The organism is Novosphingobium sp. GV079, assembly GCF_003058045.1.
GTDB lineage: Bacteria > Pseudomonadota > Alphaproteobacteria > Sphingomonadales > Sphingomonadaceae > Novosphingobium > Novosphingobium capsulatum.
This window is the reverse complement of the sequence record NZ_QBUE01000018.1, coordinates 44,905-68,619: the sequence shown is the minus strand read 5'-3', so window position 1 is coordinate 68,619 and position 23,715 is coordinate 44,905. Positions and strand designations below refer to the sequence as shown.

The 23,715-nt window shown below is 66.8% G+C and carries 30 protein-coding genes and 1 tRNA gene; 6 read left to right on the top strand and 25 right to left on the bottom strand.

Features of this window, described 5'->3' with window-relative positions; all coding sequences use genetic code 11:
* Positions 1-48: 48 nt before the first annotated feature.
* The 7 genes from rplS to ffh all read right to left on the bottom strand — a co-directional run bounded on the left by rplS (position 49) and on the right by ffh (position 4,558).
* On the bottom strand, positions 49-429 hold the full coding sequence (rplS, locus tag C8K14_RS18750; protein ID WP_107718277.1) for a 50S ribosomal protein L19: 381 nt from the start codon (positions 427-429) through the stop codon (positions 49-51).
* A complete protein-coding gene (trmD, locus tag C8K14_RS18745; protein ID WP_062784920.1) occupies positions 407-1,312 on the bottom strand; it encodes a tRNA (guanosine(37)-N1)-methyltransferase TrmD in 906 nt (301 codons plus the stop codon). The genes rplS and trmD overlap by 23 nt, the downstream gene beginning before the upstream one ends.
* 103 nt (positions 1,313-1,415) lie before the next feature.
* The gene (locus tag C8K14_RS18740) at positions 1,416-1,802 is read right to left on the bottom strand and encodes a type II toxin-antitoxin system VapC family toxin (RefSeq protein ID WP_062784922.1); all 387 of its coding nucleotides are present in this window, start codon (positions 1,800-1,802) and stop codon (positions 1,416-1,418) included.
* Complete coding sequence (locus C8K14_RS18735; protein ID WP_022678361.1) at positions 1,802-2,074, bottom strand: AbrB/MazE/SpoVT family DNA-binding domain-containing protein; 273 nt, start codon at positions 2,072-2,074, stop codon at positions 1,802-1,804. Before C8K14_RS18735 ends, C8K14_RS18740 begins: the two co-directional genes overlap by 1 nt.
* 30 nt (positions 2,075-2,104) lie before the next feature.
* Positions 2,105-2,593 carry a ribosome maturation factor RimM gene (gene rimM / locus C8K14_RS18730; RefSeq protein WP_022678362.1) on the bottom strand — a complete coding sequence of 163 codons (489 nt, stop codon included), beginning with the start codon at positions 2,591-2,593 and terminating at the stop codon, positions 2,105-2,107.
* Positions 2,594-2,608: 15 nt separating this feature from the next.
* Positions 2,609-3,007: a 30S ribosomal protein S16 gene (gene rpsP, locus C8K14_RS18725; protein WP_022678363.1), complete on the bottom strand. Its 399-nt coding sequence runs from the start codon at positions 3,005-3,007 to the stop codon at positions 2,609-2,611.
* A 39-nt stretch (positions 3,008-3,046) separates the two neighbouring features.
* A complete protein-coding gene (gene ffh / locus C8K14_RS18720) occupies positions 3,047-4,558 on the bottom strand; it encodes a signal recognition particle protein (RefSeq protein WP_028658413.1) in 1,512 nt (503 codons plus the stop codon).
* A gap of 337 nt (positions 4,559-4,895) precedes the next feature.
* On the opposite strand from ffh, the gene C8K14_RS18715 reads away from it, so the two are divergent.
* The 6 genes from C8K14_RS18715 to C8K14_RS18690 all read left to right on the top strand — a co-directional run bounded on the left by C8K14_RS18715 (position 4,896) and on the right by C8K14_RS18690 (position 10,715).
* Complete coding sequence (locus C8K14_RS18715) at positions 4,896-6,584, top strand: bifunctional diguanylate cyclase/phosphodiesterase (protein WP_231627777.1); 1,689 nt, start codon at positions 4,896-4,898, stop codon at positions 6,582-6,584.
* Positions 6,585-6,645: 61 nt separating this feature from the next.
* On the top strand, positions 6,646-7,467 hold the full coding sequence (gene dapF / locus C8K14_RS18710) for a diaminopimelate epimerase (protein ID WP_107718275.1): 822 nt from the start codon (positions 6,646-6,648) through the stop codon (positions 7,465-7,467).
* A gap of 35 nt (positions 7,468-7,502) precedes the next feature.
* Positions 7,503-8,708, top strand: a complete 1,206-nt coding sequence (locus C8K14_RS18705) for a MiaB/RimO family radical SAM methylthiotransferase (RefSeq protein WP_255420077.1) — start codon at positions 7,503-7,505, stop codon at positions 8,706-8,708.
* Positions 8,705-9,631 (top strand): signal recognition particle-docking protein FtsY, encoded by a 927-nt coding sequence (gene ftsY, locus C8K14_RS18700; protein WP_062784926.1) that lies wholly within the window; start codon positions 8,705-8,707, stop codon positions 9,629-9,631. The genes C8K14_RS18705 and ftsY overlap by 4 nt, the downstream gene beginning before the upstream one ends.
* On the top strand, positions 9,628-10,290 hold the full coding sequence (locus C8K14_RS18695) for an inner membrane-spanning protein YciB (protein WP_107718273.1): 663 nt from the start codon (positions 9,628-9,630) through the stop codon (positions 10,288-10,290). Before ftsY ends, C8K14_RS18695 begins: the two co-directional genes overlap by 4 nt.
* Positions 10,291-10,367: 77 nt before the next feature.
* Complete coding sequence (locus C8K14_RS18690; RefSeq protein WP_022678369.1) at positions 10,368-10,715, top strand: hypothetical protein; 348 nt, start codon at positions 10,368-10,370, stop codon at positions 10,713-10,715.
* Between the two features lie 28 nt (positions 10,716-10,743).
* Here C8K14_RS18690 and C8K14_RS18685 read toward each other — a convergent pair whose 3' ends face one another.
* The 18 genes from C8K14_RS18685 to fabZ all read right to left on the bottom strand — a co-directional run bounded on the left by C8K14_RS18685 (position 10,744) and on the right by fabZ (position 23,711).
* On the bottom strand, positions 10,744-11,112 hold the full coding sequence (locus C8K14_RS18685; RefSeq protein WP_107718271.1) for a response regulator: 369 nt from the start codon (positions 11,110-11,112) through the stop codon (positions 10,744-10,746).
* Positions 11,109-12,137, bottom strand: a complete 1,029-nt coding sequence (locus tag C8K14_RS18680) for a sensor histidine kinase (protein ID WP_107718269.1) — start codon at positions 12,135-12,137, stop codon at positions 11,109-11,111. The genes C8K14_RS18685 and C8K14_RS18680 overlap by 4 nt, the downstream gene beginning before the upstream one ends.
* An 84-nt stretch (positions 12,138-12,221) precedes the next feature.
* Positions 12,222-14,057: a potassium transporter Kup gene (locus C8K14_RS18675; protein WP_157088929.1), complete on the bottom strand. Its 1,836-nt coding sequence runs from the start codon at positions 14,055-14,057 to the stop codon at positions 12,222-12,224.
* Between the two features lie 277 nt (positions 14,058-14,334).
* Positions 14,335-15,060 (bottom strand): tetratricopeptide repeat protein, encoded by a 726-nt coding sequence (locus C8K14_RS18670; RefSeq protein WP_107718265.1) that lies wholly within the window; start codon positions 15,058-15,060, stop codon positions 14,335-14,337.
* Positions 15,057-15,509, bottom strand: coding sequence for a cytochrome c-type biogenesis protein (locus tag C8K14_RS18665; protein WP_022678374.1), 453 nt, complete (start codon positions 15,507-15,509; stop codon positions 15,057-15,059). The genes C8K14_RS18670 and C8K14_RS18665 overlap by 4 nt, the downstream gene beginning before the upstream one ends.
* Entirely contained in the window at positions 15,506-16,066 is a 561-nt protein-coding gene (locus tag C8K14_RS18660) for a DsbE family thiol:disulfide interchange protein (RefSeq protein WP_022678375.1), read from the bottom strand. Before C8K14_RS18660 ends, C8K14_RS18665 begins: the two co-directional genes overlap by 4 nt.
* Complete coding sequence (locus C8K14_RS18655; RefSeq protein ID WP_107718264.1) at positions 16,063-18,006, bottom strand: heme lyase CcmF/NrfE family subunit; 1,944 nt, start codon at positions 18,004-18,006, stop codon at positions 16,063-16,065. Before C8K14_RS18655 ends, C8K14_RS18660 begins: the two co-directional genes overlap by 4 nt.
* Positions 18,003-18,455, bottom strand: a complete 453-nt coding sequence (gene ccmE / locus C8K14_RS18650) for a cytochrome c maturation protein CcmE (RefSeq protein WP_062784942.1) — start codon at positions 18,453-18,455, stop codon at positions 18,003-18,005. The genes C8K14_RS18655 and ccmE overlap by 4 nt, the downstream gene beginning before the upstream one ends.
* On the bottom strand, positions 18,452-18,622 hold the full coding sequence (locus C8K14_RS22940) for a hypothetical protein (RefSeq protein WP_166643372.1): 171 nt from the start codon (positions 18,620-18,622) through the stop codon (positions 18,452-18,454). Before C8K14_RS22940 ends, ccmE begins: the two co-directional genes overlap by 4 nt.
* A gap of 39 nt (positions 18,623-18,661) precedes the next feature.
* Positions 18,662-19,390, bottom strand: a complete 729-nt coding sequence (gene ccmC / locus C8K14_RS18645) for a heme ABC transporter permease CcmC (protein ID WP_028658416.1) — start codon at positions 19,388-19,390, stop codon at positions 18,662-18,664.
* Between the two features lie 177 nt (positions 19,391-19,567).
* Positions 19,568-19,644: transfer RNA gene (locus C8K14_RS18640), tRNA-His, on the bottom strand.
* 130 nt (positions 19,645-19,774) lie between these two features.
* A complete protein-coding gene (gene gspK / locus C8K14_RS18635) occupies positions 19,775-20,719 on the bottom strand; it encodes a type II secretion system minor pseudopilin GspK (RefSeq protein WP_158271961.1) in 945 nt (314 codons plus the stop codon).
* 2 nt (positions 20,720-20,721) lie between these two features.
* Positions 20,722-21,282: a type II secretion system protein GspJ gene (locus C8K14_RS18630; RefSeq protein ID WP_107718307.1), complete on the bottom strand. Its 561-nt coding sequence runs from the start codon at positions 21,280-21,282 to the stop codon at positions 20,722-20,724.
* Complete coding sequence (gene gspI, locus C8K14_RS18625) at positions 21,279-21,662, bottom strand: type II secretion system minor pseudopilin GspI (protein ID WP_107718260.1); 384 nt, start codon at positions 21,660-21,662, stop codon at positions 21,279-21,281. Before gspI ends, C8K14_RS18630 begins: the two co-directional genes overlap by 4 nt.
* Positions 21,662-22,138 (bottom strand): GspH/FimT family pseudopilin, encoded by a 477-nt coding sequence (locus C8K14_RS18620; RefSeq protein WP_107718259.1) that lies wholly within the window; start codon positions 22,136-22,138, stop codon positions 21,662-21,664. The genes gspI and C8K14_RS18620 overlap by 1 nt, the downstream gene beginning before the upstream one ends.
* 119 nt (positions 22,139-22,257) lie before the next feature.
* Complete coding sequence (locus C8K14_RS18615) at positions 22,258-22,719, bottom strand: MarR family winged helix-turn-helix transcriptional regulator (protein WP_107718257.1); 462 nt, start codon at positions 22,717-22,719, stop codon at positions 22,258-22,260.
* A gap of 164 nt (positions 22,720-22,883) precedes the next feature.
* Positions 22,884-23,111: a 50S ribosomal protein L31 gene (gene rpmE, locus C8K14_RS18610; RefSeq protein ID WP_022677314.1), complete on the bottom strand. Its 228-nt coding sequence runs from the start codon at positions 23,109-23,111 to the stop codon at positions 22,884-22,886.
* Positions 23,112-23,237: 126 nt separating this feature from the next.
* Positions 23,238-23,711 (bottom strand): 3-hydroxyacyl-ACP dehydratase FabZ, encoded by a 474-nt coding sequence (fabZ, locus tag C8K14_RS18605; RefSeq protein WP_022677315.1) that lies wholly within the window; start codon positions 23,709-23,711, stop codon positions 23,238-23,240.
* Positions 23,712-23,715: the final 4 nt, after the last annotated feature.

Sequence of the window (23,715 nt, the reverse complement as noted above, 5' to 3'; positions counted from 1 at the left end):
GCCAGGACGCCTTTTTCACGGTCATTTCCGTGTCGCGGCGGCGGCTTCTCAGCCTTCCTGGCCGGGGCGCGTGTCACGGCGCTCGGCAATACGGGCGCTTTTGCCGGTGCGGCCGCGAAGGTAGTACAGCTTCGCACGACGCACCACGCCCCGACGGACGACGGTAATCGAATCGATGTTGGGCGAGTAGAGCGGGAACACGCGTTCCACGCCTTCGCCGAACGAGATCTTGCGAACGGTGAAGTTGGAGCCCATGCCGCGGTTCGAACGCGCGATCACCACGCCTTCATAGGCCTGAACGCGGGTACGGTCGCCTTCGACCACGCGCACGCCAACGCGCACGGTGTCGCCAGCGCGGAATTCGGGGATGGTCTTCGACGCCTTGAATTCGGCGATCGCTTCAGCTTCAATCTGCTGAATCAGGTTCATTTTTCAAACGTCCTGCACTTTTTTGCCGCGCGCCAGAGGCAGACTGGACCCGAACGCCGACGTGGCGCTCCCAAAGATCCGGCCTGCGTAACCGTGTGTCATCCTCGGACTGGCGTTGCCGCCATTCCGCGATCTTCGCATGATCCCCCGATCGCAGCACTTGCGGGATCGTGCGCCCTTCCCATTCCTGGGGGCGGGTATAGTGGGGATATTCGAGCAGCCCGTTTTCGAACGACTCTTCATGCCCACTAGAAGCCGCGCCCATTACGCCGGGAAGCAGGCGAATGCAAGCATCGAGCAGCATCAGCGCGGCACATTCGCCGCCCGACAGGATGATGTCTCCCACCGAGACTTCCTCCACCTGGCGGCCCTCGAATATACGCTCGTCAAAACCCTCGAACCGGCCGCAGACGACAATGACGCCGGGCCCAGCCGCCAGCTCGCGCACGCGGGCCTGGGTCAACGGCTTGCCGCGCGGCGTCATCGCGATGACGGGAATGTCCTCCCCGGCCCGGGGAGGGGGACCAGCCGCAGGCTGGTGGAGGGGATTGGCGTCCTCAAGCGGCGTTTCAGGCTTAGAGTCCCCTCCACCACCGGCTGCGCCGGCGGTCCCCCTCCCCGTATCGGGGAGGATCTTCTGCAGCATCACCCCCCGCGCATGATCGATTGCCTTGGCCAGCACATCCACGCGCAGCACCATCCCTGCCCCGCCACCGGCCGGCGTATCGTCCACCGTGCGGTGCTTGTCGGCGGCAAAGTCCCTGATCTGCACGGGATCGAGCGTCCACTTCCCCTCCCCCAGCGCGCGCCCGGCCAGGCTCACGCCCAGCGGCCCGGGAAACATCTCGGGGTAAAGCGTGAGAACGGCAGCGTGGAAGGTCATCTACAAAAAAGTCCTGCTCAATCCTCCCCGACACGGGGAGGGGGACCAGCCGCAGGCTGGTGGAGGGGCCTTGGCGTGCGGGAGCGGCCTTGGCAACCGTGCTTCAATCCGCCCAGTTCTCGATCTTCAACCCCGGCACATCGGCAAAGTCGCGCTCATTGCGCGTCACCAGTATCAGTCCGCGTTCCAGCGCCTGTACGCCGATCAACCGATCGAAACTTTTGCGCCGAACGCCGATGGCGCGCACCACATCGCCATAACGACGGGCACAGGCACGGTCGAAATCGAGCGTTTCCAGGCTAGCCACGAAAATATCGATCTTCTTTGCGTCCCGCCCAGGATCGGCAGACGTGCGTATACCGGCCATCAGTTCGGCGACCGATATCGTGGAAACGAACAGCTTGCCGAAATTCTCGCCCATGCGCGCGGCAAGTGACTCGCTGCGCCCGGCGAGAAAATCGATGCATGCATTGGTATCGAGCAGGTACATCAGGCCGCTGCCGGATGGTGCGGCGTGTCGGGCCAGTCATAGTCGCCCTGGTCGGTGTCGCCGCGCCCCTGCGCCATGAAGGCTTCAGACACGCTGCCAAACAGCCGCAGAAAGGCCTCGCGCGATTGCGCTTTCCGCCAGGCGGTCATGCTGCCATCGGCATGGGGAACCACGATCAGTTCCTCGCCCGCCTCGATGCCAAGCCCTTTCGGCAGGCGCAGGGCCACCGAATTGCCGGACTTGAAACTTCGGACAGTGAATTGCTCGGTCACGGCAACCTCCGTATATCCGGGAGGTATATACTATTCCGCGTAGAGAGCGTCAATCAACAGGCGGTCCGCGTTCCATTCGGGCACCGCTTCGGCGCGCATCGGCACCATGAAGCGCTTGCCATCGGGCCGCTCGATATCGAGCACGTCACCCGCGCCATAATTGTCCACGCCCACGCAGGTGCCCAGCACGGCGCCGTCGGTGGAATGAGCCGGCAGGCCGATCAGATCGGCATGGTAATATTCGCCGTCGGCGAGCGGCGGCAGGGCCGAACGCGGGACGGTCAGTGCCGTGCTGCGCAGGCCTTCTGCCGCATTGCGCGTGGTGACTTCGGCAAAGCGGGCGATTGCCCCGCCCTTGCCGTCGTCGCGCAGCTTTTCAAGGGTCAGCGTGCCGCCGTTGAACGCCTTGTAGGCTTTCAACGCCGCCACGCCTTCACCAAACAGCTTGAGGCGCACCTCGCCGGCCACGCCATGCGCGCCGGCGATGGCCGCAAGCGTGACCGGACGATCGTGCGTCATGCCGCTTGCCTAAGCTCAGGCTTCGGTGGCTTCGGCAGCCGGTTCGGCGCTGGCAGCAGCGGCCGCTTCAGCAGCAGCAGCGGCCTTTTCAGCGCGATCTTCAGCGCGTTCCTTGGCCTTCTTGCCGGGTTCGCCAGCCTGCGGGTTGTTGGTGGGGGCACGTTCCTTGATGCCGGCCTTGTCGAGCAGACGGGCAACGCGGTCGGTCGGCTGGGCGCCAACGCCGAGCCAGTAGCGCACGCGGTCTTCGACCAGGCGCACGCGGTCTTCGGCGTCCTTGGCGAGCAGCGGGTTGTAGGTGCCCACCTGCTCCAGATACTTGCCATCGCGCGGGGCGCGGCTGTTCGAAGCAACGATCTTGTAATAGGGGCGCTTCTTGGAACCGCCACGCGACAGACGCAGAGAAACAGACATTCGACTACCTTTCAAACAAACTGAAAAATCAGGATAAAATCATTTCTTCTTGAGCAGGTCAGCCAGATTTGACGGCAAGCCGCCACTGCCCATGCCGGGCAGGCCGGGAAGGCCGCCACCGCCGCCCATACCGCCAAGGCCGCCGCCCATGCCGCCGCCGAGCCCACCGGGGCCGGCCTGCTGATCAAGGCCCGGCATCGCGGCGCCAAGGCCACCCTTGCCGAACAGCGCGCCCAGGCCCTTGAGGCCGCCCATCTTCTTGATCTGCTTCATGGCCTTGGCCATTTCCATGTGCATCTTCAGAAGCTTGTTGACGTCCTGCACCGTGGTGCCGGACCCCTTGGCGACGCGGATCTTGCGCTTGGCGTTCAAGAGTTCGGGCTTGGTGCGCTCCTTGGCCGTCATCGAACCGATGATCGCATCCATGTGCAGCAGCACCTTGTCGTCCATGCCCGACTGCGCCATCGCCGCCTTGGCCTTCTTCATGCCCGGCATCAGGCCCGCGAGCGCGCCCAGGCCGCCCATGCGCTGCATCTGCTGCAACTGCATGCGCAGATCGTTCATGTCGAACTGGCCCTTGGCCATGCGCGCGGCGAGCTTTTCAGCTTCGTCCTGCTTGATCGTCGCCGCCGCCTTTTCGACGATCGAGACGATATCGCCCATGCCCAGGATGCGGCCGGCAACACGTTCGGGCTGGAACGGTTCGATCGCGTCGAGCTTTTCGCCGGTGGCGGCAAACTTGATCGGCTTGCCGGTAACCGCGCGCATCGACAGCGCCGCACCGCCGCGGGCATCGCCATCCATGCGGGTCAGCACCACGCCGGTCAGGTCAACCTCGCCAGCGAACGCCTGCGCCACGTTGACCGCGTCCTGGCCGGTCAGCGAGTCGACGACGAGCAGGGTTTCCTTGGGCACGGAGATGGCAGCGACTGCCTTCATCTCGTCCATCAGCGCCTGGTCGACGTGGAGACGGCCAGCGGTATCGAGCAGCAGCACGTCCACGGCCTGAAGCTTCGCGGAATGCAGTGCGCGCGTGGCGATTTCCACCGGCGACTGGCCCGGCACGATCGGCAGCGTGGCAACGCCGGCCTGCTCGCCCAGCACGCGCAGCTGTTCCTGCGCGGCGGGGCGATTGACGTCGAGCGACGCCATCATCACCTTCTTGCCGCGCTTTTCCTTGAGCAGCTTGCCGATCTTGGCCGTGCTGGTGGTCTTGCCCGAACCCTGCAGGCCGACCATCATGATCACCACCGGCGGGGCGGCTGCCAGATCGAGATCGGCGGCCTCGCTGCCCAGCATTTCAACCAGCGCGTCGTTGACGATCTTGACGACCTGCTGGCCCGGCGTGACCGACTTCAGGACCGACTGGCCAACGGCTTCTTCGGTAACGCGATCGATGAAGCGGCGCACCACCGGCAAGGCCACGTCGGCCTCCAGCAGGGCGATGCGCACTTCGCGCATGGCGGCGCGAACATCGTCCTCGGAAAGCGCGCCGCGCCCGCGCAGGCGGTCGAATACACCGCCAAGCCGGTCGGAAAGACTGTCGAACACGCGCTGCTCCATTGCCAAAACGGGCGCCGCCAGCCGATAACGCGAAAAACGCCGGCGGGCGAAACCTCGCCGACCAGCGTGCGCCATCCAACAGGGGGCGTACAAAACGACTCTGCGCAAGCGCCGGCAAATCCCGGCTCTGGCAGAGCGGTGCCCTTACCCGCGCCCTTGCCCGATTGCAACCCTGCGCCGCGCCCTCCTGCGGCAAAAATGCCGGCCAAGCGGGGGCTTTGGGCCCCTTAACCAATCTTTCAACAGCCTGCACGTAGTTTCCCGCAGGTGGGTAACAGGGCATGCATGCAAGCTGCCCCCCCGGGGGAAACGAGCAGGTAACGGTATGGCAAGTGCGGCAATGGAAAGCGGCCAACCCGCATCAGCGGCACCAACCGGCATCGCCCGTGCCGAGCGCGATGTCGTCGCCCTGGGCATCATCACCGCAGCGATCATCCTGTTCGTGGGGTCCGGTTCGGCAGTGCTCACCCGCGCCTTGCGCCATGTGCTGTTCGGCGGGGCGAGTGTCGATTCGGTGCTGGCCAATGCGCTCTTGCTCAATATCGCGCTGATCATCTTTGGCTGGCGCCGCTATGTAGAACTGACCGGCGAAGTGCGCGAGCGGCGCCGGGCCGAGGAAACAGCGCGTACCCTGGCCTTTACCGATCCGCTGACCGGCTGCCTTAATCGCCGCAGCCTGGATGGTGCGATCGAAGCCCTGGTGGCCGAGGCCCGCGCCCATGGCGACGCCGTGGCGCTGTTCATGCTCGACCTCGACAAGTTCAAGCGCGCCAACGATCTGCATGGCCACCAGACCGGCGACGCGGTGCTGGTGGCAACGGCCGATCGCCTGCGCGCCACGCTGCCGCCGGGCGCGATCATCGCCCGCATCGGAGGCGACGAATTCACCTGCGCCATGCGGTTTGACCCGGCGCGCGCGGCGATGGTCGAGCAACTGGCCGAAAAGCTCAATGCCACGCTGGGCGAGCCGGTGCGCCTGCCTGATTGCGAGGTGGATATTTCCGGGTCGATCGGCCTGGCGCGCAGCGATGGCGCCACCATGCCACCCCAGGCTGACGACGCGACGATCGCTGCCCGCCTGCAACACCACGCCGATCTCGCCATGTACCAGGCCAAGAGCGGCGGCCGCAATCGCTTCTGCTGGTTCGACCCGACGATGGAAAAGGAACTGCGGTTCCGCGCCGAGCTGGAAACCGGCATCCGCGAAGGCATCGCGCGCGGCGAATTCGTGCCCTATTACGAAAAGCAGATCGACATCGACACCGGCCGGCTTTCCGGTTTCGAGATGCTGGCCCGCTGGCAATCGCCGCGCCATGGCCTGATCGCACCCGATGTGTTCATCCCCGTGGCCGAGGAAATCGGCGTGATCGCCGAACTTTCGGAATCGCTGATCCGCCAGGCGCTGGTCGATGCCCGCGAATGGGATCCCTCGCTCACGCTGTCGGTCAATGTCTCGCCCTTGCAACTGCGTGATCCCTGGTTTGCACAGCGCCTGCTCAAGCTGTTGGTCGAGGCCAATTTCCCCCCGCACCGGCTGGACGTGGAAATCACCGAAACCTGCCTGCACGAAAACCTGCCGCTGGTCCGCTCGTTGGTCGCCAGCCTCAAGAACCAGGGCATCCGCTTGAGCCTTGATGATTTCGGCACTGGCTACAGCTCGATCGCGCAGCTGCGCTCGCTGCCGTTTGACCGCATCAAGATCGACCGCAGCTTTGTCTCCACGCTCGATAGCTGCAAGGACAGCGCCACGATCGTGGCCGCGATCACCTCGCTCGGCCAGGGGCTGGACCTGCCGCTGACCGCCGAAGGGATCGAAACCGAAGGCGTGCTCGAAGAGCTGCGCAAGCTGGGCTCGTTCAAGGGCCAGGGCTTTCTCTATGGCCATCCGCAGGATGCCCAGACGGTGCGCGCCGCACTGGCCGCAGACGATCTGCTGATCGGCAACGCCACCCCGGCCGATGCAGCCGCGCAAGAGCCGGCAACGCCAGGCCAGAACCGCGCCGCGCTCGGCTGAACCCGGTCTGACAAGCGGCGCAACCATTGCGCCGCCGCCCTTTGCCGCCTAGATCGCGCCCATGCGTATTCCGTTCATCAAGATGCATGGCCTGGGCAACGATTTCGTGGTGATCGACGCGCGCGAAACCGCGCTGCCGGTCTCGCCTGCGCGCGCGGCCGCGCTGGCCGATCGCCACACCGGCATCGGCTGCGACCAGTTCATCGTGCTGGAACCGTCGGACCAGGCCGACGTCAAGATGCGCATCTTCAATCCCGATGGCAGCGAAGTGGGCGCCTGCGGCAACGCCAGCCGCGCCGTGGGCCTGCTGCTGGGCGGTGAACGAGCGGGCCGCACCCGGATCGAAACCGGCGGCGGCCTGATCGAGGCGCAGGCAACAGATGCCGGCATCGCGGTGGACATGGGCGCCCCCCGGTTCGACTGGAATGCCATTCCGCTCGCCTATGCCATGGATACCCTGGCCATGCCGCTGGCCTGGGAAGACCTGGAAAACCCCGTGGCCGTCAACGTGGGCAACCCCCACGCGGTGTTCTTCGTGCCCGATGCCGCCGCAGTGGACCTGGCCCGGCTCGGCCCGATCATCGAGCATGACCCGGTCTTTCCCGAACGCGTCAACGTCAACGTGGCCAGCCTGGTCGGCCCCGATCACCTCTCGCTGCGGGTGTGGGAGCGTGGCGCCGGGCTGACCCGCGCCTGCGGCACCGGCGCCTGCGCCACGGCAGTGGCGGCGATGCGCCGCAAGCTGGTGGGACGGAGCGTGACGGTCGATCTGCCCGGCGGCGCGTTGCGGATCGATTGGCCCGAAGGCGGCCATATCGTCATGACCGGCCCTGCCACCACCAGCTTTGAAGGCGCATTCGACGACGCGCTCTACCCGCTCTGAGGCCGGCCTTGGCCCAAGCAGCCTCTGCGCCTGACGTGGCAACCGGTTCTGTGCTGGCCGATCCGGCTGGCGTGGTGACGCTGGGCTGCCGCATGAACCTGTCGGAAAGCGAGGCGATCCGCCATCTGCTGGCCGCCGCGCCGACGCCCACGGTGGTGGTCAATTCCTGCGCCGTCACGGCAGAGGCGGTGCGCCAGTCGCGCCGCGCGGTGCGCCGCCTGCGCCGCGATCATCCCGGGGCACGCCTGCTCGTTACTGGCTGCGCCGCCACGATCGATCCCGCCGGCTTTGCTGCCATGGCAGAGGTGGATGGCGTGGTGCCCAACGCAGCCAAGCTCGATCCCGCCCGCTGGCAGGTGCCTGCCCCGGCCGTGCCGGTCGCCGCATCCGAGCGGCATACCCGCGCGTTCGTGGCGGTGCAGAACGGCTGCGACCACGCCTGCACGTTCTGCATCATTCCGGCCGGGCGTGGGGCCAGCCGGTCGGCGCCTGTGGCGCAGGTGCTGCATACCCTGGCCGGCCATCTGGCCCACGGCGTGGCCGAAGTGGTGCTGACCGGCGTTGACCTGACAAGCTGGGGCGCAGACTTGCCAGAACCGGCGCGCCTGGGCGATCTGGTGGCGGCGATCCTGCGCGCGTTCCCTGCCCTGCCCCGGCTGCGGCTATCTTCGGTCGACGGGGTGGAAATCGATCCGCTGCTGCTCGACCTCTTGTGCCACGAGCCGCGCGTGATGCCGCACGTGCATCTGTCGCTGCAATCGGGCGCAGACCTGGTGCTCAAGCGGATGAAGCGCCGCCACAGCCGTGCCCGGGCGCTGGCCCTGATCGAAACCCTGCGGCAGCATCGCCCCGACATGGCGATAGGTGCCGATCTGATCGCCGGCTTTCCCACCGAAGACGCCGCCATGCATGCCGAGAACCTGAGCATCGTGGCGCAGGCCGGCATCGTCCACGGCCATGTCTTTCCCTATTCCCCCCGCCCCGGCACGCCCGCCGCGCGCATGCCGCAAGTGCCGCCGCCGGTGGTGCGCGAACGCGCCGCGCAACTGCGTGCCGCCGTGGCGCAAACCCGTGCGGCCTGGCTGCAAGGCCTGGTCGGCCGCCCTGCACAAGTGCTTGCCGAACGCGACGGCACCGGCCATGGCCCGGATTTCGCGCCCTATCGCCTGCCTGCCGGCACTGCGCCGGGCAGCCTGGTGACGCTGACACCTGAAAGAATCGAAGAAGGAATGCTGGCATGAGTAGCGACAGCTGGTCGGATCGCCTGGTAGGCGGGCTGCGCAAGACCTCGGAGCGGCTGGCCGGCAACCTGGCGGGCTTTGGCGGCGCCACGCGCCTGAGCGAGGCCCAGCTCGACGAGATCGAGGACGCGCTGATCATGTCCGACCTGGGCCCGCGCGCAGCGGCGCGCATCCGCGCCAAACTGGCCGGAGCCCGGTTCGAGCAGGGGCTCGATGATGCCACCCTGCGCGGCGCCGTGGCCGATGAAATCGCCGCGATCCTGCGCGGCGTGGCCAAGCCGCTCGATATCGTGGCCTTTCCACGCCCGCAGGTGATCCTGGTGATCGGCGTCAATGGTTCGGGCAAGACCACGACCATCGCCAAGCTGGCGCACCTGTTCCAGGAACTGGACTATTCAGTGATGCTGGCCGCAGGCGACACGTTCCGCGCCGCCGCGATCGGCCAGCTCAAGGTCTGGGCCGATCGGCTGGGCGTGCCGATCATCACCGGGCCCGAAGGCGGCGATCCCGCCTCGATCGTGTTCGACGCGGTCAAGGCAGCCACCGATGTTGGCACCGACGTGCTGATCGTCGACACCGCCGGCCGCCTGCAGAACAAGCGCGAGCTGATGGACGAGCTGGCCAAGGTGCGCCGCGTGCTCGGCCGCCTCAACCCTGAGGCGCCGCACGACGTGGTGCTGGTGCTCGATGCTACCAACGGCCAGAACGCGCTGTCGCAGATCGAAATTTTCAAGGATGTGGCCGGCGTATCGGGCCTGATCATGACCAAGCTGGATGGCACGGCGCGCGGCGGCGTGCTGGTGGCGGCCGCCGAACAGTATGGCCTGCCGATCCACGCCATCGGCGTTGGCGAAACCATCGACGACCTTCGGCCGTTCGATCCCGATCTCGTTGCCAAGGTGATTGCAGGGGTGTTTCAATGAGCGCGGATCAGGCCCAGCCCAAATCGCAGCCCAAATCATCCTGGGTGAACCTGGCGGTCGACTATGGGCCGCTGCTGGTGTTCTTCCTGGCCTATCGCCATTTCAGCCCGGACAAGAGCAGCGATGCCGGCGTGGGCGCAGTGGTGGCGATCACCAAGAGCACCGTGGTGTTCATGATCGCCACGGTGGCCGCGCTGATCGCGTCGAAATGGCGCCTGGGCAAGGTTTCGCCCATGCTGTGGCTGTCGACCACGCTGATCCTGGGCTTTGGCACCCTTACCGTGTTCCTCGGCGATCCGTTCTGGATCCAGATCAAGCCCACGGTGATCTACCTGCTGTTTGCCGCTGGCCTGTTCATCGGCCTGGCGCGCGGCAAGGCGGTGCTGCGCATGCTGCTGCAAAGCGCGTTCGACGGGCTGGATGAAACCGGCTGGCGCAAGCTGTCGCGCAACTGGGCGTGGTTCTTCCTGTTCCTGGCCTTGCTCAACGAAGTGCTGCGCCATACCCTGACCTTTGATGGCTGGCTGACGGCCAAGCTGTGGGGCGTGAGCGCGCTGTCGTTCCTGTTCACCTTTGCCCAGATCCCGATGCTGCTGCGCCATGGCCTGGGCAGCGAACAGGGCGTGGAAGAGGCCGAGACCAACACGCCACACGATTGATCGCACCGCGTGGGGGAACGCCAAGCCGCGTTCGGCGTTGGCCTTGGCAAACCACCACGAACGGGAGTGACCGTCACATGCGCCGTATTTTCCTTGCCCTTCCCGCCCTGATGCTGGCCGGCGCCAGCCTTGCCGCCTGCTCGGAAAAGACCCAGGACAAGACGGCCGCCGCTGCCGACTCGGCCGCCAACGATGCGCAGAACGCCGCAAAGGATGCCGGCCGCGCCGCTGACAAGGCTGCCGATAGCGTGGGTGCAGCCGCCGACAAGGCGCTCGACAATGCCAGCCGGGCCGCTGACAAGGCCGCCGACGACGCTGGCCGCAAGATCGACAAGGCGGCCGACAAGGCCGGCACCGCCGCCGACAAGTTTGGCAATCGCGTGAAGCAGGGCGCCGACGAAGCGTCCGACACGCTCAAGCACTGATCTTGAACGCAGGCTCCGTGCCCCCGGCTCAGCCGGCCAGCAAGCCTCCCAGGCAAGCGGTCAACTGAGCGGGGGCATAGGGTTTGTGCATGATCTGTACATCGGCGAACTCTGCCTCCACCGCGCCATAACCGGTGGCGATGACGAAGGGGATGCCCCGCTCGCGCAAGGCGCGCGCCACTGGTGCCCCGGGTTGCCCATTGAGGTTCCAGTCCAGCACCGCTGCATCGAGGAATTCTGTCGCAGCCGCCGCGATGCCCTCTGCCTGCGTCCCCACCGGACCGATCACCTGCGCGCCCTCGTCCTCCAGCACATCGGCCAGCATGGCAGCGACGATGAACTCGTCCTCCACCACCAATATGCGGCGACCAGACAGCGATTGGGCGCGGTCGGTCATGCAGGGTCCTTCGTCGCGTCTGACCAGATCGGGGCAATGGCAGGCGCTTCAAAATGCTGGGCCGGCAACACCAGGCGCACAACAACGCCATCAGGCGCGTGATCGATCTGCGCCTCTCCCGAAAGCTGCCGGGTGATGGCATCGCGGATCAGGCGTGAACCAAAGCCACTGCGCGCGGGCGGCGCCACCGGCGGTCCGCCCTGCTCCCGCCATTCCAGCGCCACCGCGCCATCATCGCCCACGTCCCAGGCAATTGTCACCGTGCCTTCGGCGTTAGACAGCGCGCCATACTTGATAGCGTTGGTGGCCAGCTCGTGCAGCACCATGACCAGCGACACCGTGGCCGCCGCGCCCACCGTCACATCAGGCCCGCCAAGGCTCAAGCGTTGGGCGCCACCATCGCCCTGTACACTGCCTGCGCAGATCGTCAGCCCCTGCCGCACCACATCGGCCAGCGGCGCGCCGGCCCACTGACCACGGCTGAGGATGGTATGCGCTGCTGCCAGGGCATGCAGGCGGGCGGTAAAGTTCTCCACGGCTGCCGCGGCGGGTTGCTCGATCCCGCGAAACGATTGCCAGGCCATGGCCTGCACCACCATCAGCGAGTTCTTGACGCGGTGGTTAAGCTCTTCGATCAGCAGGCGCAGCCGGTCTTCCAGGATCTTGCGCTCGGTAATGTCGATCCCGGTCGATTGCATCACCTGCCAGCGGCCCTGGGCATCGAATTCCAGCGCATGGTTGCGCCACAGCGTCCACCGCACGCTGCCATCGGCCGCCTCCAGGCGGTTCTCGATGGTGCGTGACGGGTTTTCCGGGGTCAGCAACGCCATCTCGCGCTGGATCGTGGCGTGCTCGCTGGTGGGGATGAACTTCCACACGTTGCGCCCGGTCAGCGCGGCGCGCGGGCTTTCCATCATACGGGCATAGGCGGTGTTGGCAAACAGGATCGTGCCATCGGCGGTGAACCGGCACAGCATATCCAGCTGGGTATCGAGAATATCGCGGAGGATATCAGCTTCAGTCACGCGCAGGGCGCCCCAAGATTGCGCAGCTTAGAGAGCATGGCATGCCAAGCCGCGGCGGCAAGCCCTGCACGGCGCCGCTTTCGATCAAATCCGCAGCTGGCTGCCAAGTTCGACCACACGGTTCGTCGGCAAGCGGAAGAATTCCATGGCGCTCGCCGCATTGCGCAGCATCCAGGCAAACAGCTTTTCCCGCCACAGCGCCATGCCCGGCTTGTCCGACGGAATCAGCGTCTGGCGCGAGAGGAAGAAGCTGGTCTTCATCATGTCGAACGGTTCGCCGCAGGTGGTGATGGTCTTGAGCGCGGCGGGCACGTCGGTCTCTTCCAGGAAGCCGAAGCGCAGCGTCAGGCGATAGAAGCCGTTGCCGAAATCCTTGACCGCTGACCGCTGGGCCAGATCGACATAGGGTTCGTCCTGGATCTGCACCGTCAGGATCACCACCCGGTTGTGCAGCACCTTATTGTGCTTGATGTTGTGCAACAGCGCCGAGGGCACGCCGTTGGAGGCCGAGGCCATGAAGATCGCCGTACCGGCCACCCGCGCCGCGCTGGAATGGGCAGACTTGGTGAACACTTCCAGCGGGATCGACCCCTCGGCCATCCCGGCGCGCATCAGGGCGCGCCCACGCGACCAGGTGGTCAGCAGCGTAAAGATGGTGATGCCCATGGCCAGCGGCACCCAGCCGCCATCGGGGATCTTGGTCAGGTTGGCGCCCAGGTAGCCAAGGTCGATCGCCATGAACAGCGCCAGCAGGCCCGTGGCCAGCACCGGCCGCCAGTGCCACAGCTTGATCAGCACCACGCCCAGCAGCACGTTGTCGATCATCATCGCGCCGGTCACGGCAATGCCATAGGCGGCCGTGAGGTTGGAGGAATGGCGGAACATCAGCACCAGCAGGATGACTGCCACCATCAGCGCGGAATTGATCACCGGGATATAGATCTGCCCGGCCGACGTGCTGGTGTGGCGGATCGTCATGCGCGGGATGAAACCCAGCTGGATCGCCTGCTGGGTGACCGAGAACGCGCCCGAGATCACCGCCTGGCTGGCGATGACCGCCGCCAGGCTGGCAATGATCAGCAGCGGCCACTGGAACCAGTCAGGCGCCAGGAAATAGAACGGGCTGACCAGCGCGGCAGAGCCTTCACGCATCAGCAACGAGGCCTGGCCCAGATAGTTGAGCACCAGCGCCGGCAGCACCAGCGCCAGCCACGACACGCGGATCGGGTTGCGTCCGAAATGGCCCATGTCGGCATAAAGCGCTTCGGCCCCGGTCACCGCCAGAACGGCAGCGCCCATGGCCAGGAAACCGCGAAACGGATCGGCGGCAAACATGGCCACGGCGTGATGCGGAGACAGCGCGCCGATCACCTCGGGCAGCAGGGCAATGCTCATGGCGCCCAGCACCGCGATCGTGGCGAAATAGACCAGCATGATCGGGCCAAAGAACGTGGCGACGCGCTCGGTGCCCCGGCTCTGGATCAGGAACAGGGCGATCAGGATGGCCACCACCATCGGCACCACCCAGCTTTGCATGCTGGGCTGATAGACCGAAAGCCCCTCGATCGCGCCCATCACCGACACCGCCGGGGTGATCATCGAATCGCCATAGAACAGCGCGGTGGCAAAGACGCCCAGCAGAACGATGCCACGGCCCCAGCGCTTGCCGGCGGTGTGCTGGTTGATCAGCGCCAAAAGCGCCAGGCTGCCGCCCTCGCCCTTGTTGTCGGCACGCATGATCACCGAGACGTATTTCAGCGTCACGATGATCATCATCGACCAGAACATCAGGCTGACGATGCCATAGATATGCGTCTGGTCGAGCGGCAGGCGATGATGCCCGGCAAAGGTATCGCGCAAGGCGTAGAGCGGGCTGGTGCCGATATCGCCGAAGACCACGCCGACAGCGCCGACCGCCATCTTGATTAGGCTGGCCTGTCCACGGCCCTGGCCATGCGCATGACCATGGCCCGCAACGGGCGAGGCAGTATTGACCGTGGACGGATTCCCTGCGGTTCCGGCGTTACCCACGGCATCACCCACGGCATTGTTCATGGCGAGACTGCCCCCGGCCGCTTCGGCCCCATTGCACTGTCCGGCCCGCGATAGAGCCGAATCGGGGCGGCGCTTAGCACCGGCGCCCAACCTGAAGCAATGGTGACCAAACCGCCATCTGTGGCAAGCGGTTCCCGATATTTCACCGAGCGGCGGGCTTGGGTGCGGGGGTTGCTGCACCAGACGGGGCCTTGGCGGCTTGCGCCTGTCCCGATGCCTCAGGCTGTGCCGGCGGGATGGGCATGCCACTGGCCGCCATCATCTGGTCCAGCCGCGTCAGCCGCATCGCCAGATCCTGGCGATAGGGCGCATCGGCCGGCGAGCGGGCGAGCAGATCGGCCCACAGCGCCCGGGCATCGGCAAGGCGCCCCGATTGCGCCATGGCCAGGCCCATGAAGAACGGCGGGCCGGGGTGATTGGGATCGATCATCGCCGCGCGGCGGAACGCATATTGCGCGGCCGGGGTGATCAGGCCCTCGCTATGGCCAACCAGGGCATTGCCGAGCGCCACCTCGATATCGGCATCGTCGGGGTTTTCCTGCGCGGCCTTGGCCAAGACATCGGCCGCGGCGCGATATTGCCCTTGCCGGGTCAGGCCATCGGCCAGGATCAGCCAGCTGCGCCCCTTGCCAAAGGCACTGCCCATGGCCTGGCGCTCCTTGAGCAGAGCCGCATCGGCCACTGCGGCGTTTTCCACAGCCGGGGTGGGTGCGCCAGCCTCGGCCGGATGCCCCTGCAGGGCATAGCCCGCCAGGCCGAACAGCAGCGCAGCGCCGGTCACTTCCCATCCGGCGCGCGGCAGCCGCCCCACCAGCACGAGCGCGGCAAACACGATGGCCGCAACGCCCAGAACGATCACCCAGGTCATGGCTTGTCCTTGCGCAGGGCCGCATCGGCCCGTTTTCCACGGCGGAAACGGCCCCGCAGCAGCAGGGCGGCAAAGCCCAGAAACACCACCGGCGCGGCAAACAGCGGCCAGGTCAACGGCTTCACCTGCGGCGTATAGCTGACATAATCGCCATAGCGATCGATCAGCCACTGCCGGATCGCCTCGGGATCTTCGCCGGCGGCGATGCGGGTGCGTACCTCGTTGCGCATATCGCCAGCCATCGAGGCATCGGAATCGGCGATCGACTGGCTCTGGCACTTGAGACAGCGCAGCGTTTCCATCAGCGCCTGCGCCTTGGCCTCCTGCGCCGGATCGGGCAGCTGGCGATAGGCATAGGGCGCGGGCGGCAGGCTGTCTTGCGCGGCCAGCGGCGCCAGTGGCAGCAGCAGCGCCAGCGTAGCCGCAGAAATGAAACGAGCCCGTTTCATTGTTCGGCTTCCTTGAGCTTGGCCAGGATCACCGGCACGTCTTCGGGCATGATCGCGCCGATATGCTGGTGGCGGATCACGCCATGGGCATCGACCACGAAGGTTTCCGGCACGCCCGACGAGCCGATGCCGATCTGCACCTTGCTGAGATCATCCTGGCCGATGCGGGCGAAGGGATTGCCATTGGCGGCCAGGAACCGCGCCAGATCATCCTTGCGATCGCGGATCGCCACGCCGTCGATCTCTGCCCCGGCCTTGGCCAGTTGCGCCAGTTGCGGCGATTCGACTGCGCAAGGGCCGCACCACGAAGCAAAGATGTTGAGCAGGCGCGGCTTGCCACCCACGAACTGGGCATTGCTCAGGCCCGGCCGGTCATCGCTGGCCGGCGGCAGGGCAAAGGCCGGGATGGGCTTGCCGATGAACGTGCTGGCCACCTCGCGGTTGTCTGGCCGCACCAGGCCATAGACCACCAGCGCCAGGAAACCGCCGAACAGCACCAGCGGCAACCACAGCGCCAGGCCTGGCCGGCGCGCGGGGGAAGCGGGCTGCGTGCTCATCGTCCCTGCCTTTCCCGGCGGAACGCGATTTTGTCGACCGCGACCAGCCGCTTTACATCGCGCGCCACCCGGCCGACCAGCGCCAGGAAGCCGCCCAGGCCCACCAGCAGGCCGCCCAGCCAGATCAGCGGCACGAACGGCTTCCACCAGAAGCGCATCTGCCAGCGACCATCCTGGCCCTCTTCCCCCAGAACCACATAAAGCTGGCCGTTCCAGCGGGTTTTCAGGGCAGATTCGGTGCGCGTGCCCGGCGGATTGGCAAAGACCCGCGCCTGGGGCAGCAGCACCGTGGCGTCGCCGCCATCATAGCGGGCCGAAACCGTGGCCTGCAGCGCGGTCCAATTGGGCCCCGCCACCGGATCGATGCGATCGAGCGTGAGGGCATAGGGGCCGACCTGGCGGGTTTCACCCGGATTGAGCGCGGCGAGTGTTTCGGTGGAAAACGCGCTTTCGCTGGCCATGCCCAGGGCCGCCACGGCAATGCCGAGGTGGGCGATGACCATGCCCCAGATCGGCAGCGGCGTGCGGCGCAGGTTGCGCCCTCGCAGCGGCAGCAGGCTGGCGATGGCCAGCCCCGCGCCCAGCGCCAGGCCCAGCGCCGGCAGCACCCTCACCCCGGCGACGAACGCCGCGCCACCGGCGGCGATGGCCACCAGCGCAGGCACGGCGAGGACTGGCGCGATGCGCCCGCCGCGATCATCCTTCCAGCGCAGCAGCGGCCCCACGGCCATGACCACGATCATGGGAAAGGCAAAGATCGCCGAAACCGGATTGAAATAGGGCGGACCCACCGAAACCTTGACGCCGAACGCCTCGGTCAGCAGCGGATAGAGCGTGCCGAGCAGAACGATGCCGAGGATGCCGCACAGCATCACGTTGTTGAACACCAAGGCCGCCTCGCGGCTGACGAAAGCAAAGCGCGCGCCTTCGGTTACCGTGCTGGCGCGCAAGGCGAACAGCAGCAGCGCACCGCCGATGTAGATCGCCAGCAGCGCCAGGATGAAGCTGCCCCGCGCCGGATCGACGGCAAAGGCGTGGACCGACGTGAGAATGCCCGAGCGCACCAGGAACGTGCCGACCATCGACATCGAAAAGGCGATCACGCCAAGCATCACCGTCCAGGCGCGAAGGGCATTGCGCGCCGCCAGCACCGAAACCGAATGGAGCAGCGCCGTCGCGGCAAGCCAGGGCATGAGCGAGGCGTTTTCGACCGGATCCCAGAACCACCAGCCGCCCCAGCCCAGCGTGTAATAGGCCCAATAGGAGCCTGCGGTGATGCCGATGGTCAGGAATATCCACGCGCCCAGCACCCAGGGCCGCATGGCGCGGGCAAAGGCGGGGCCGACATCGCGGGTGATCAACGCGCCAACGGCAAAGCTGAACGCGATCGAAAGCCCGACATAGCCGACGTAGAGCGTGGGCGGATGGAACGCGAGGCCGATATCCTGCAGCAACGGGTTGAGCCCGGCGCCTTCTGGCGCGGGCTGCGGCAGGCGGGCAAACGGATTGGAGGCGAGCAGCAGGAACGCGTAGAAGCCGAGGCTGACGAAAGCCTGCGCCGCAAGCGTCGCCATCAGCGTCTTTTCCGGCAGGCGCCGTTCCACCAGCGCCACGAAGCCACCCGCCAGGCTCATGATCGTGACCCACAGCAGCATCGAGCCTTCGTGGTTGCCCCAGGTGCCGGCAATCTTGAAGATCAGTGGCTTGGCCGAGTGGCTGTTTTCCGCCACCAGCTTGACCGAGAGATCGGTGGTGACGAACAGGGTGATCAGCGCGGCAAAGGCCAGCGCCACCAGAATGCCCTGCATCACCGCCACCGGACGCACCACGCCCAGCATCGCCGCGCCTTGCGGCCGCAGCGCCAGGGCGCCCGCCACGAGTTGCAGCACGGCCAGCGCCGCCGCCATCCACAGGATGGCAAGACCGAGTTCCGCGATCATTTCGTTTCCGCCACCACGGCCTTGGCCTGCCCTTCTGTCATGTCCTTCATCTCGCGCGGGACATATTTCTCGTCATGCTTGGCCAGCAGATTGTCGGCCACGAAGGTTTTTCCCTCCATGCGGCCTTCGGCGACCACGCCCGATCCTTCGACGAACAGATCCGGCGTGATCCCGGCATAGCGCACCGGCACGGTGGCCTTGCCATCGCCGACCACGAACGTGATCGTCACGCCATCGGGCATCGTCTTGATCGAGCCGCGCTGCACCATGCCGCCCAGCCGCACGGCGCGGCCCTGTTCGGGCGGATGGGCCATCAGGTCGCTCGGCACATAGAAATAGCTGGCCTGCTTGGACAGCGCCCAGGCGGCGAGCAGCCCGGCCCCGATCAGCGCCGCCAGCGCGATCACCAGCAGGACCAACCGTTGATGCTTGGCCTTGATCGCGCTCATGCCTCGTTCTTTCGTGCCTTGGCGCGGGTTCCGCCGCGCACCGCGTCGCGCCGGGCCTCTGCCCGCCGCATCGACCACAGCGTGATGCCAACCAGCAGCAGCGTGCCCACCACCCCGATGGTGAGGGCCGCCGCCACAAAGTGCCATTGATCAAGTCGTTCATGCATGATGCGGGTTTCCGTGGAGCAGCAGCGCGCGGTGCAACATCAGGCCATGGCCTTGCGGCGCAGGCGCGCCTCCGCCTGGATATCGGCAAGAAGCGTGCGCATGCGCGCCAGCACGACACCGCCAAAAATGCAGGAAAAGCCCAGTGCGCCGATCAGCAGCGGCCACAGGAACGTGCCATCGATGGCCGATTTGCCCATCGTGATCGAGGCGGGCTGGTGCAGGCTGTTCCACCAAACCACCGAACGGTTGATGATCGGGATATTGATCGCGCCGACCATGCCGAAGATGGCGGTAACACGGCTGGCCCCGCTGCCGGCGGCAGCATCGCGCTGCGCCGCGCCAGCCAGCGCGATATAGCCGAAATAGAGGAACAGCAGAATGAGATAGCTGGTCAAGCGGCCATCCCACACCCACCATGTGCCCCAGGTGGGCCGTGCCCAGATCGATCCGGTGATCAGGCACATGGCCGTGAATGCTGCGCCCGGCACCGCGGCCGCGCGCGCCGCGATGGCCGCCAACGGGTGGCGCCAGACCAGTTCCACCAGGCTCGACACCGCGATCGTGGTCCATCCGGCCATGCCCAGCCACGCGCAGGGCACATGGATGAACAGGATGCGCACGGTCTGCCCCATCAGGCGGTCAGGCGGCACCATCAGCAGGCCCCAGGCCAGCGCGCCAAAGGCCAGGACCAGGCCAACCCCCAGCAACAGCGGCATGAGCCAGCGGGCAAGCCGCAGGAATCGGGCGGGGTTCGCAAAACCGTGCATGTTTTTGAACTTGGGATCCTTCTCCACCGGGCATGGCCCGGCCCGCATGCTGTGCCATTGCGCCAGATCAAGGGCAAGCAAAACAGCGGCGCGAAGGCCTTGAACCTTGGGATGAAACGGGCGCGCCAATGCCGCGCTGGGACCCCCGCAGGGAATGTCTTGTCATGTCGGGAGAAATGGGGCGATCGAGGGGGTTCGAACCCCCGACCTCCGGTACCACAAACCGGCGCTCTAACCAACTGAGCTACGATCGCCACGGCGGCGCCCTGGGGCGTTGTTCCGCGTTCCGAGCGAAGCGGCCAATGCGTGCTCCGTTCGGGTGGCCGCCCTTGCAACAATCCTGCCGCCTTGAAAAGGGAAAACTTGCATCGGGGGATAACTTTTTCAGCGATCGGCCGCCTCGCCCCAGCTGCGCCCGACGATCCGTGGCGGGGTGGTGCCGGCATCGATCAGCAGCTGTTCCTCCACGGCTTGCGAATCGATCGTGGCGACCAGCCGCACCCGTAACCAGCGATTGACCAGCACGATTTCCCCGGTCGCCAGCCCCTGCCCCGCGCCCAGCGCAGAGGCCAGATCGCGATAGCCGCCGGGTGGCGCCTGGGCGATGATCTGCTCGGCCCGCGCCACGCTCAGCGCATCGGGCGCGAACATTGCCAGAAGGCGCCCCTGCCCCGGCGCCAGACTACCCAGCGCGATGGGCGAGTTGCCCACCTCGGGCAAGGCACAGAGCCAAGGCACGAGCCGGGCATAGAGCGGGCCGGTCATGCCGCGCACCGCGCGCAGTTCACCCACCGCCACGAGCGGGCGGCCTGCGGTGCGATAGGGCGTGGCCAGGCGGGCATAGTCGGCATCTTCTGCGCCATCGGGCAAGGACAGCGCGTCGCTATCGATCCAATCGGCCATGGCCGCAGCCAATGGCGCGGCCTGGCTGCTGCCGATACCGAGCGAGGCCATCAGCGCGCGCAGTTCGAGCAGGCCCGCCGGGCGCACGCGCAGCGTGCCATCGGGCGCCGCATCAACCAGGGCGTTGACGTTGAAGCAGTTGCCACCCGGCGCCAGTTGCCAGGCAATCTGCCCGCGCGGCACGGCCCAACCGCCACGCTCCGCCCGGTGAAGCGCGCCGCCGGGCTGGGCAAGCCTGGCGAGCAACCGCACTTCCCCTTCGGCCAGGGCGCGGCGGGCGGCTGCCTGCGCCTGCGCATTGCCCGCCAGCCGCGTGGCCAGACCCAGCCGATCGAGCATCAGGCCGGCCAGCACGGCCATGATCGCCACCAGCAGCAGCACACCGAGCAGCGCCGCGCCGCGTTCGTGCGGCGGGGGCTGTGCCACGCTCACGGCTGCCCCAACGGCGAGACGAGGCGCAAAGGGCCCGCCAGGCCCGAAGGCGCGATGACCAGTTCGGCGGCCACGGGGAAATCGGGCCTTGTCCATTGGCCCTGATGCCATTGCCCCGCCGCGTCGCGCAGCCGCAGGCGCGGCGGCGTGGTGAGCGGCAGCACGGCCAGATCGATATCCGCCGCAGCGCCCGCCAGCTGGGGATAGCTGCGCCGCACCAGCGCCTGGCCGGTCCAGCGGTATTCCAGGCGCTCCAGCGGCGGCCGGGGCAATCCATTGGGGTTGGCCCAGCCATCGCGCACCAGGGCCAGCAGCACGCCATCGCCCCCGGTAGCCAGGCCAAGGCGTGGCTCGGCCTGGCTCAGATCGGCCTGCCACAGCGCAACCATGCGGCGCAGTTGCCCAGCCGCAGCATCGTGGTGGCGCAGCGTGCGTTCGCTGCTGGCCGTGCCGCGCAGCAAGGCCAGCGCCGCTGTGGCGATCAGGGCGAAGACCGCCAGGGCAACCAGCATCTCGACCAGACTGAAGCCCCGCTCGCCGGGCGGCAGAACGGTCATGGCGCGGCGCGCGCGGCCCGCGCCACGGCCACCTCTTGCGGAGCATCGAGCGCGCGCACCGAGATTTGCGCCACCAGCACCGCACCATCGCGGCGCACCACCCGCTGCCAGGCCAGGCGCCGACCGCCGTTGACGAGGATGCCGCCCGCGATGCCAGGCGCGCCACCGCCCGGGTCTGCACGCCATTGCGTCGCCTGGTTGCCTGCCTCAACCTCGCGCAGGAAGCGCCGGTCGAGCGTGGCACTGCCAGCCAGGCTTGCCGCCTCCAGCCGCAGCAGCGCCAGCGCAGCGATCGCGAATACCGCCAGCGCGACCATGACCTCGAGCAGGGAAAAGCCGGCCTCGCTGGGCGGCACGGCCTGGGCATGTGGCGCCGTCATCACGGCCTCGCTCCGCCAACCGCCACGACGCCATCGCGGGCAACATGCACCTTGGCCGTGCCAGTGCCGGCCGAAAGCGTCATGGAAAGCGGCGCATTGGCCATGCCCATCGTATCGAACACCAGATGCCGCGCACTGCCCTGTCCCGCCGATGGTGCCAGGGCGACCCCGGCCGGCCAGGCCTGGCGGCGCAAGCGGCGATCAGCCGGATCGACCCAGGCGCCATCGCGGCGCTGGGCAAAGGCATAGCCGGTCGCATCTAGCGTGACCGCCACCGGCCGGCCCGCGATCACCGCCATGTCGCGCGCGGCGGCCAGCCGCACGGCCAGGCGCTGTGCAGCGATCGCGGGCGCGGCCGTAGTGGACGGCAGATTGAGAATCACGGCCGTGGCGGCCAATCCGGCGATTGCCAGGGCCACCATCAGTTCCACCAGAGAAAAGCCTGCCTCCGCCGCAGGCAGCAGCGCCCGGTTCATGCGGTGGAATTGCGCCCAGGGCGCGGCCCAGGCAAGCAAGGCCGGCGCCGCTTTGGAGCCAAGCCAATCCGCTTTCGAGGCAACCCGGCCGGGACACCGGGAGCGTCAGGCAGCCAAGGTCAGCCCTCGGCCTCGTCCCGCTGCCCGCGAATCAGTGGCAACGCGGCATGGAGCGCATCGAGTGTGGCCGTGTCGAACAGCTCGGAAAAGCGCGTCTCGTGCCGCTCGATCCGGGCCAGGGCATCGGCCACTACCGCCGCCCCGGTGTCCGTGACGCGCAGCGCATGGCTGCGCCCATCGGCGCGTTCGCGATCGATCAGGTCACGATCCATCAGCCGTGAGATGATCGGCACCATGTTGGCGCGCTTGATCCCCAGCACCTGCCCCACTTCGGTTTGCGAGCAGCCGGGGTTTTCGCCGATCACCAGCAGCGCGGTCACTTCCGCCGGGCGCATTTCAAGATCGGCCAGTTCGCGTGCCAGATCAGCCATCATCACGGCCGAGGCACGGCGCAACTGATAACCGAGCAGGCGATCGAGCGAGGTGGCCGGCAAACCGGAGGCAGAGGGCGTTGGTTGCATGTTGTTACCTTATGGCTCCCCCCGGCCATGGCAAGCACCCTTGGCCATGGATTTCACCAGCCGCAGACACGGCGGGTGCGGCAGATACGAAAAAGGGCGGCCGAAGCCGCCCCTGGTTCGCGCGCGCACGGGCAAGGCACGTGGCCCTGCCCGATCGCGGCCGCTCACTTCTTGAGAGTGAGACCACCGAAGCGCTTGTTGAACTGGGCCACGCGGCCACCCTGGTCCAGCAGACGCTGGTTGCCACCGGTCCAGGCCGGGTGCGAGGTGGGATCGATGTCGAGAGCCAGCGTGTCGCCTTCCTTGCCCCAGGTGGAGCGGGTTTCGAACACGGTGCCGTCGGTCATCTGCACCTTGATGAAGTGGTAGTCGGGGTGGATGTTGGCCTTCATGGGACTGCTCCGATGTGCCGCCGGTTCCGACCGGCAGCTGGGAAACGAGAGATGTAAACTCGAAAGCGGCGCCCCTAATCGAAAGGGCGCCGCTTGTCGAGTCATGTACCGTAAGCGCTGACTGACTCAGCTATCGGCGATCATTGCGGTAAAGCTGCACTCGGTGGCGATCTTGTCACCCAGCATGGCCTTGCCGGCAAACTTGCACACCCGCGAACGCATCTGCGTGAATTCCACGTGCAGGTCGAGCAAGCAACCCGGCTCTACCGGCGTGCGGAACTTCGCGTTTTCGATCGCCATAAAATAGACAAGCTTGCCCGAGCCGGCCAAACCCAGCGTCTCCACCGCGAGGACGCCGGCCGCCTGGGCCAGCGCCTCGATCTGGAGCACGCCGGGCATGATCGGCCGGCCGGGGAAATGACCCTGGAAGAACTGCTCGTTCATGGTCACGGCCTTGATCGCGTGGATGCGTTCACCCACCACGAGCGAGGCCACGCGATCGACCAGCAGCAAGGGATAGCGATGCGGCAGCGCCGCCATCACCTTGGTCACGTCGAACGAAAGCGGCGCGGCCGTTTCGGCCTGGACTTCCTGCGTCATTGGA

What these genes read in the sequence shown, in the direction of transcription:
- rplS (WP_107718277.1), bottom strand. Translation starts at nt 429, where the DNA reads ATGAACCTGATTCAGCAGATTGAAGCTGAAGCGATCGCCGAATTCAAG.
- trmD (WP_062784920.1), bottom strand. Translation starts at nt 1,312, where the DNA reads ATGACCTTCCACGCTGCCGTTCTCACGCTTTACCCCGAGATGTTTCCC.
- C8K14_RS18740 (WP_062784922.1), bottom strand. Translation starts at nt 1,802, where the DNA reads ATGTACCTGCTCGATACCAATGCATGCATCGATTTTCTCGCCGGGCGC.
- rimM (WP_022678362.1), bottom strand. Translation starts at nt 2,593, where the DNA reads ATGACGCACGATCGTCCGGTCACGCTTGCGGCCATCGCCGGCGCGCAT.
- rpsP (WP_022678363.1), bottom strand. Translation starts at nt 3,007, where the DNA reads ATGTCTGTTTCTCTGCGTCTGTCGCGTGGCGGTTCCAAGAAGCGCCCC.
- C8K14_RS18715 (WP_231627777.1), top strand. Translation starts at nt 4,896, where the DNA reads ATGGCAAGTGCGGCAATGGAAAGCGGCCAACCCGCATCAGCGGCACCA.
- dapF (WP_107718275.1), top strand. Translation starts at nt 6,646, where the DNA reads ATGCGTATTCCGTTCATCAAGATGCATGGCCTGGGCAACGATTTCGTG.
- ftsY (WP_062784926.1), top strand. Translation starts at nt 8,705, where the DNA reads ATGAGTAGCGACAGCTGGTCGGATCGCCTGGTAGGCGGGCTGCGCAAG.
- C8K14_RS18695 (WP_107718273.1), top strand. Translation starts at nt 9,628, where the DNA reads ATGAGCGCGGATCAGGCCCAGCCCAAATCGCAGCCCAAATCATCCTGG.
- C8K14_RS18690 (WP_022678369.1), top strand. Translation starts at nt 10,368, where the DNA reads ATGCGCCGTATTTTCCTTGCCCTTCCCGCCCTGATGCTGGCCGGCGCC.
- C8K14_RS18685 (WP_107718271.1), bottom strand. Translation starts at nt 11,112, where the DNA reads ATGACCGACCGCGCCCAATCGCTGTCTGGTCGCCGCATATTGGTGGTG.
- C8K14_RS18675 (WP_157088929.1), bottom strand. Translation starts at nt 14,057, where the DNA reads ATGGCGGTCGGCGCTGTCGGCGTGGTCTTCGGCGATATCGGCACCAGC.
- C8K14_RS18670 (WP_107718265.1), bottom strand. Translation starts at nt 15,060, where the DNA reads ATGACCTGGGTGATCGTTCTGGGCGTTGCGGCCATCGTGTTTGCCGCG.
- C8K14_RS18665 (WP_022678374.1), bottom strand. Translation starts at nt 15,509, where the DNA reads ATGAAACGGGCTCGTTTCATTTCTGCGGCTACGCTGGCGCTGCTGCTG.
- C8K14_RS18660 (WP_022678375.1), bottom strand. Translation starts at nt 16,066, where the DNA reads ATGAGCACGCAGCCCGCTTCCCCCGCGCGCCGGCCAGGCCTGGCGCTG.
- C8K14_RS18655 (WP_107718264.1), bottom strand. Translation starts at nt 18,006, where the DNA reads ATGATCGCGGAACTCGGTCTTGCCATCCTGTGGATGGCGGCGGCGCTG.
- ccmE (WP_062784942.1), bottom strand. Translation starts at nt 18,455, where the DNA reads ATGAGCGCGATCAAGGCCAAGCATCAACGGTTGGTCCTGCTGGTGATC.
- C8K14_RS22940 (WP_166643372.1), bottom strand. Translation starts at nt 18,622, where the DNA reads ATGCATGAACGACTTGATCAATGGCACTTTGTGGCGGCGGCCCTCACC.
- ccmC (WP_028658416.1), bottom strand. Translation starts at nt 19,390, where the DNA reads ATGCACGGTTTTGCGAACCCCGCCCGATTCCTGCGGCTTGCCCGCTGG.
- C8K14_RS18630 (WP_107718307.1), bottom strand. Translation starts at nt 21,282, where the DNA reads ATGACCGTTCTGCCGCCCGGCGAGCGGGGCTTCAGTCTGGTCGAGATG.
- gspI (WP_107718260.1), bottom strand. Translation starts at nt 21,662, where the DNA reads ATGACGGCGCCACATGCCCAGGCCGTGCCGCCCAGCGAGGCCGGCTTT.
- C8K14_RS18620 (WP_107718259.1), bottom strand. Translation starts at nt 22,138, where the DNA reads ATGAACCGGGCGCTGCTGCCTGCGGCGGAGGCAGGCTTTTCTCTGGTG.
- C8K14_RS18615 (WP_107718257.1), bottom strand. Translation starts at nt 22,719, where the DNA reads ATGCAACCAACGCCCTCTGCCTCCGGTTTGCCGGCCACCTCGCTCGAT.
- rpmE (WP_022677314.1), bottom strand. Translation starts at nt 23,111, where the DNA reads ATGAAGGCCAACATCCACCCCGACTACCACTTCATCAAGGTGCAGATG.
- fabZ (WP_022677315.1), bottom strand. Translation starts at nt 23,711, where the DNA reads ATGACGCAGGAAGTCCAGGCCGAAACGGCCGCGCCGCTTTCGTTCGAC.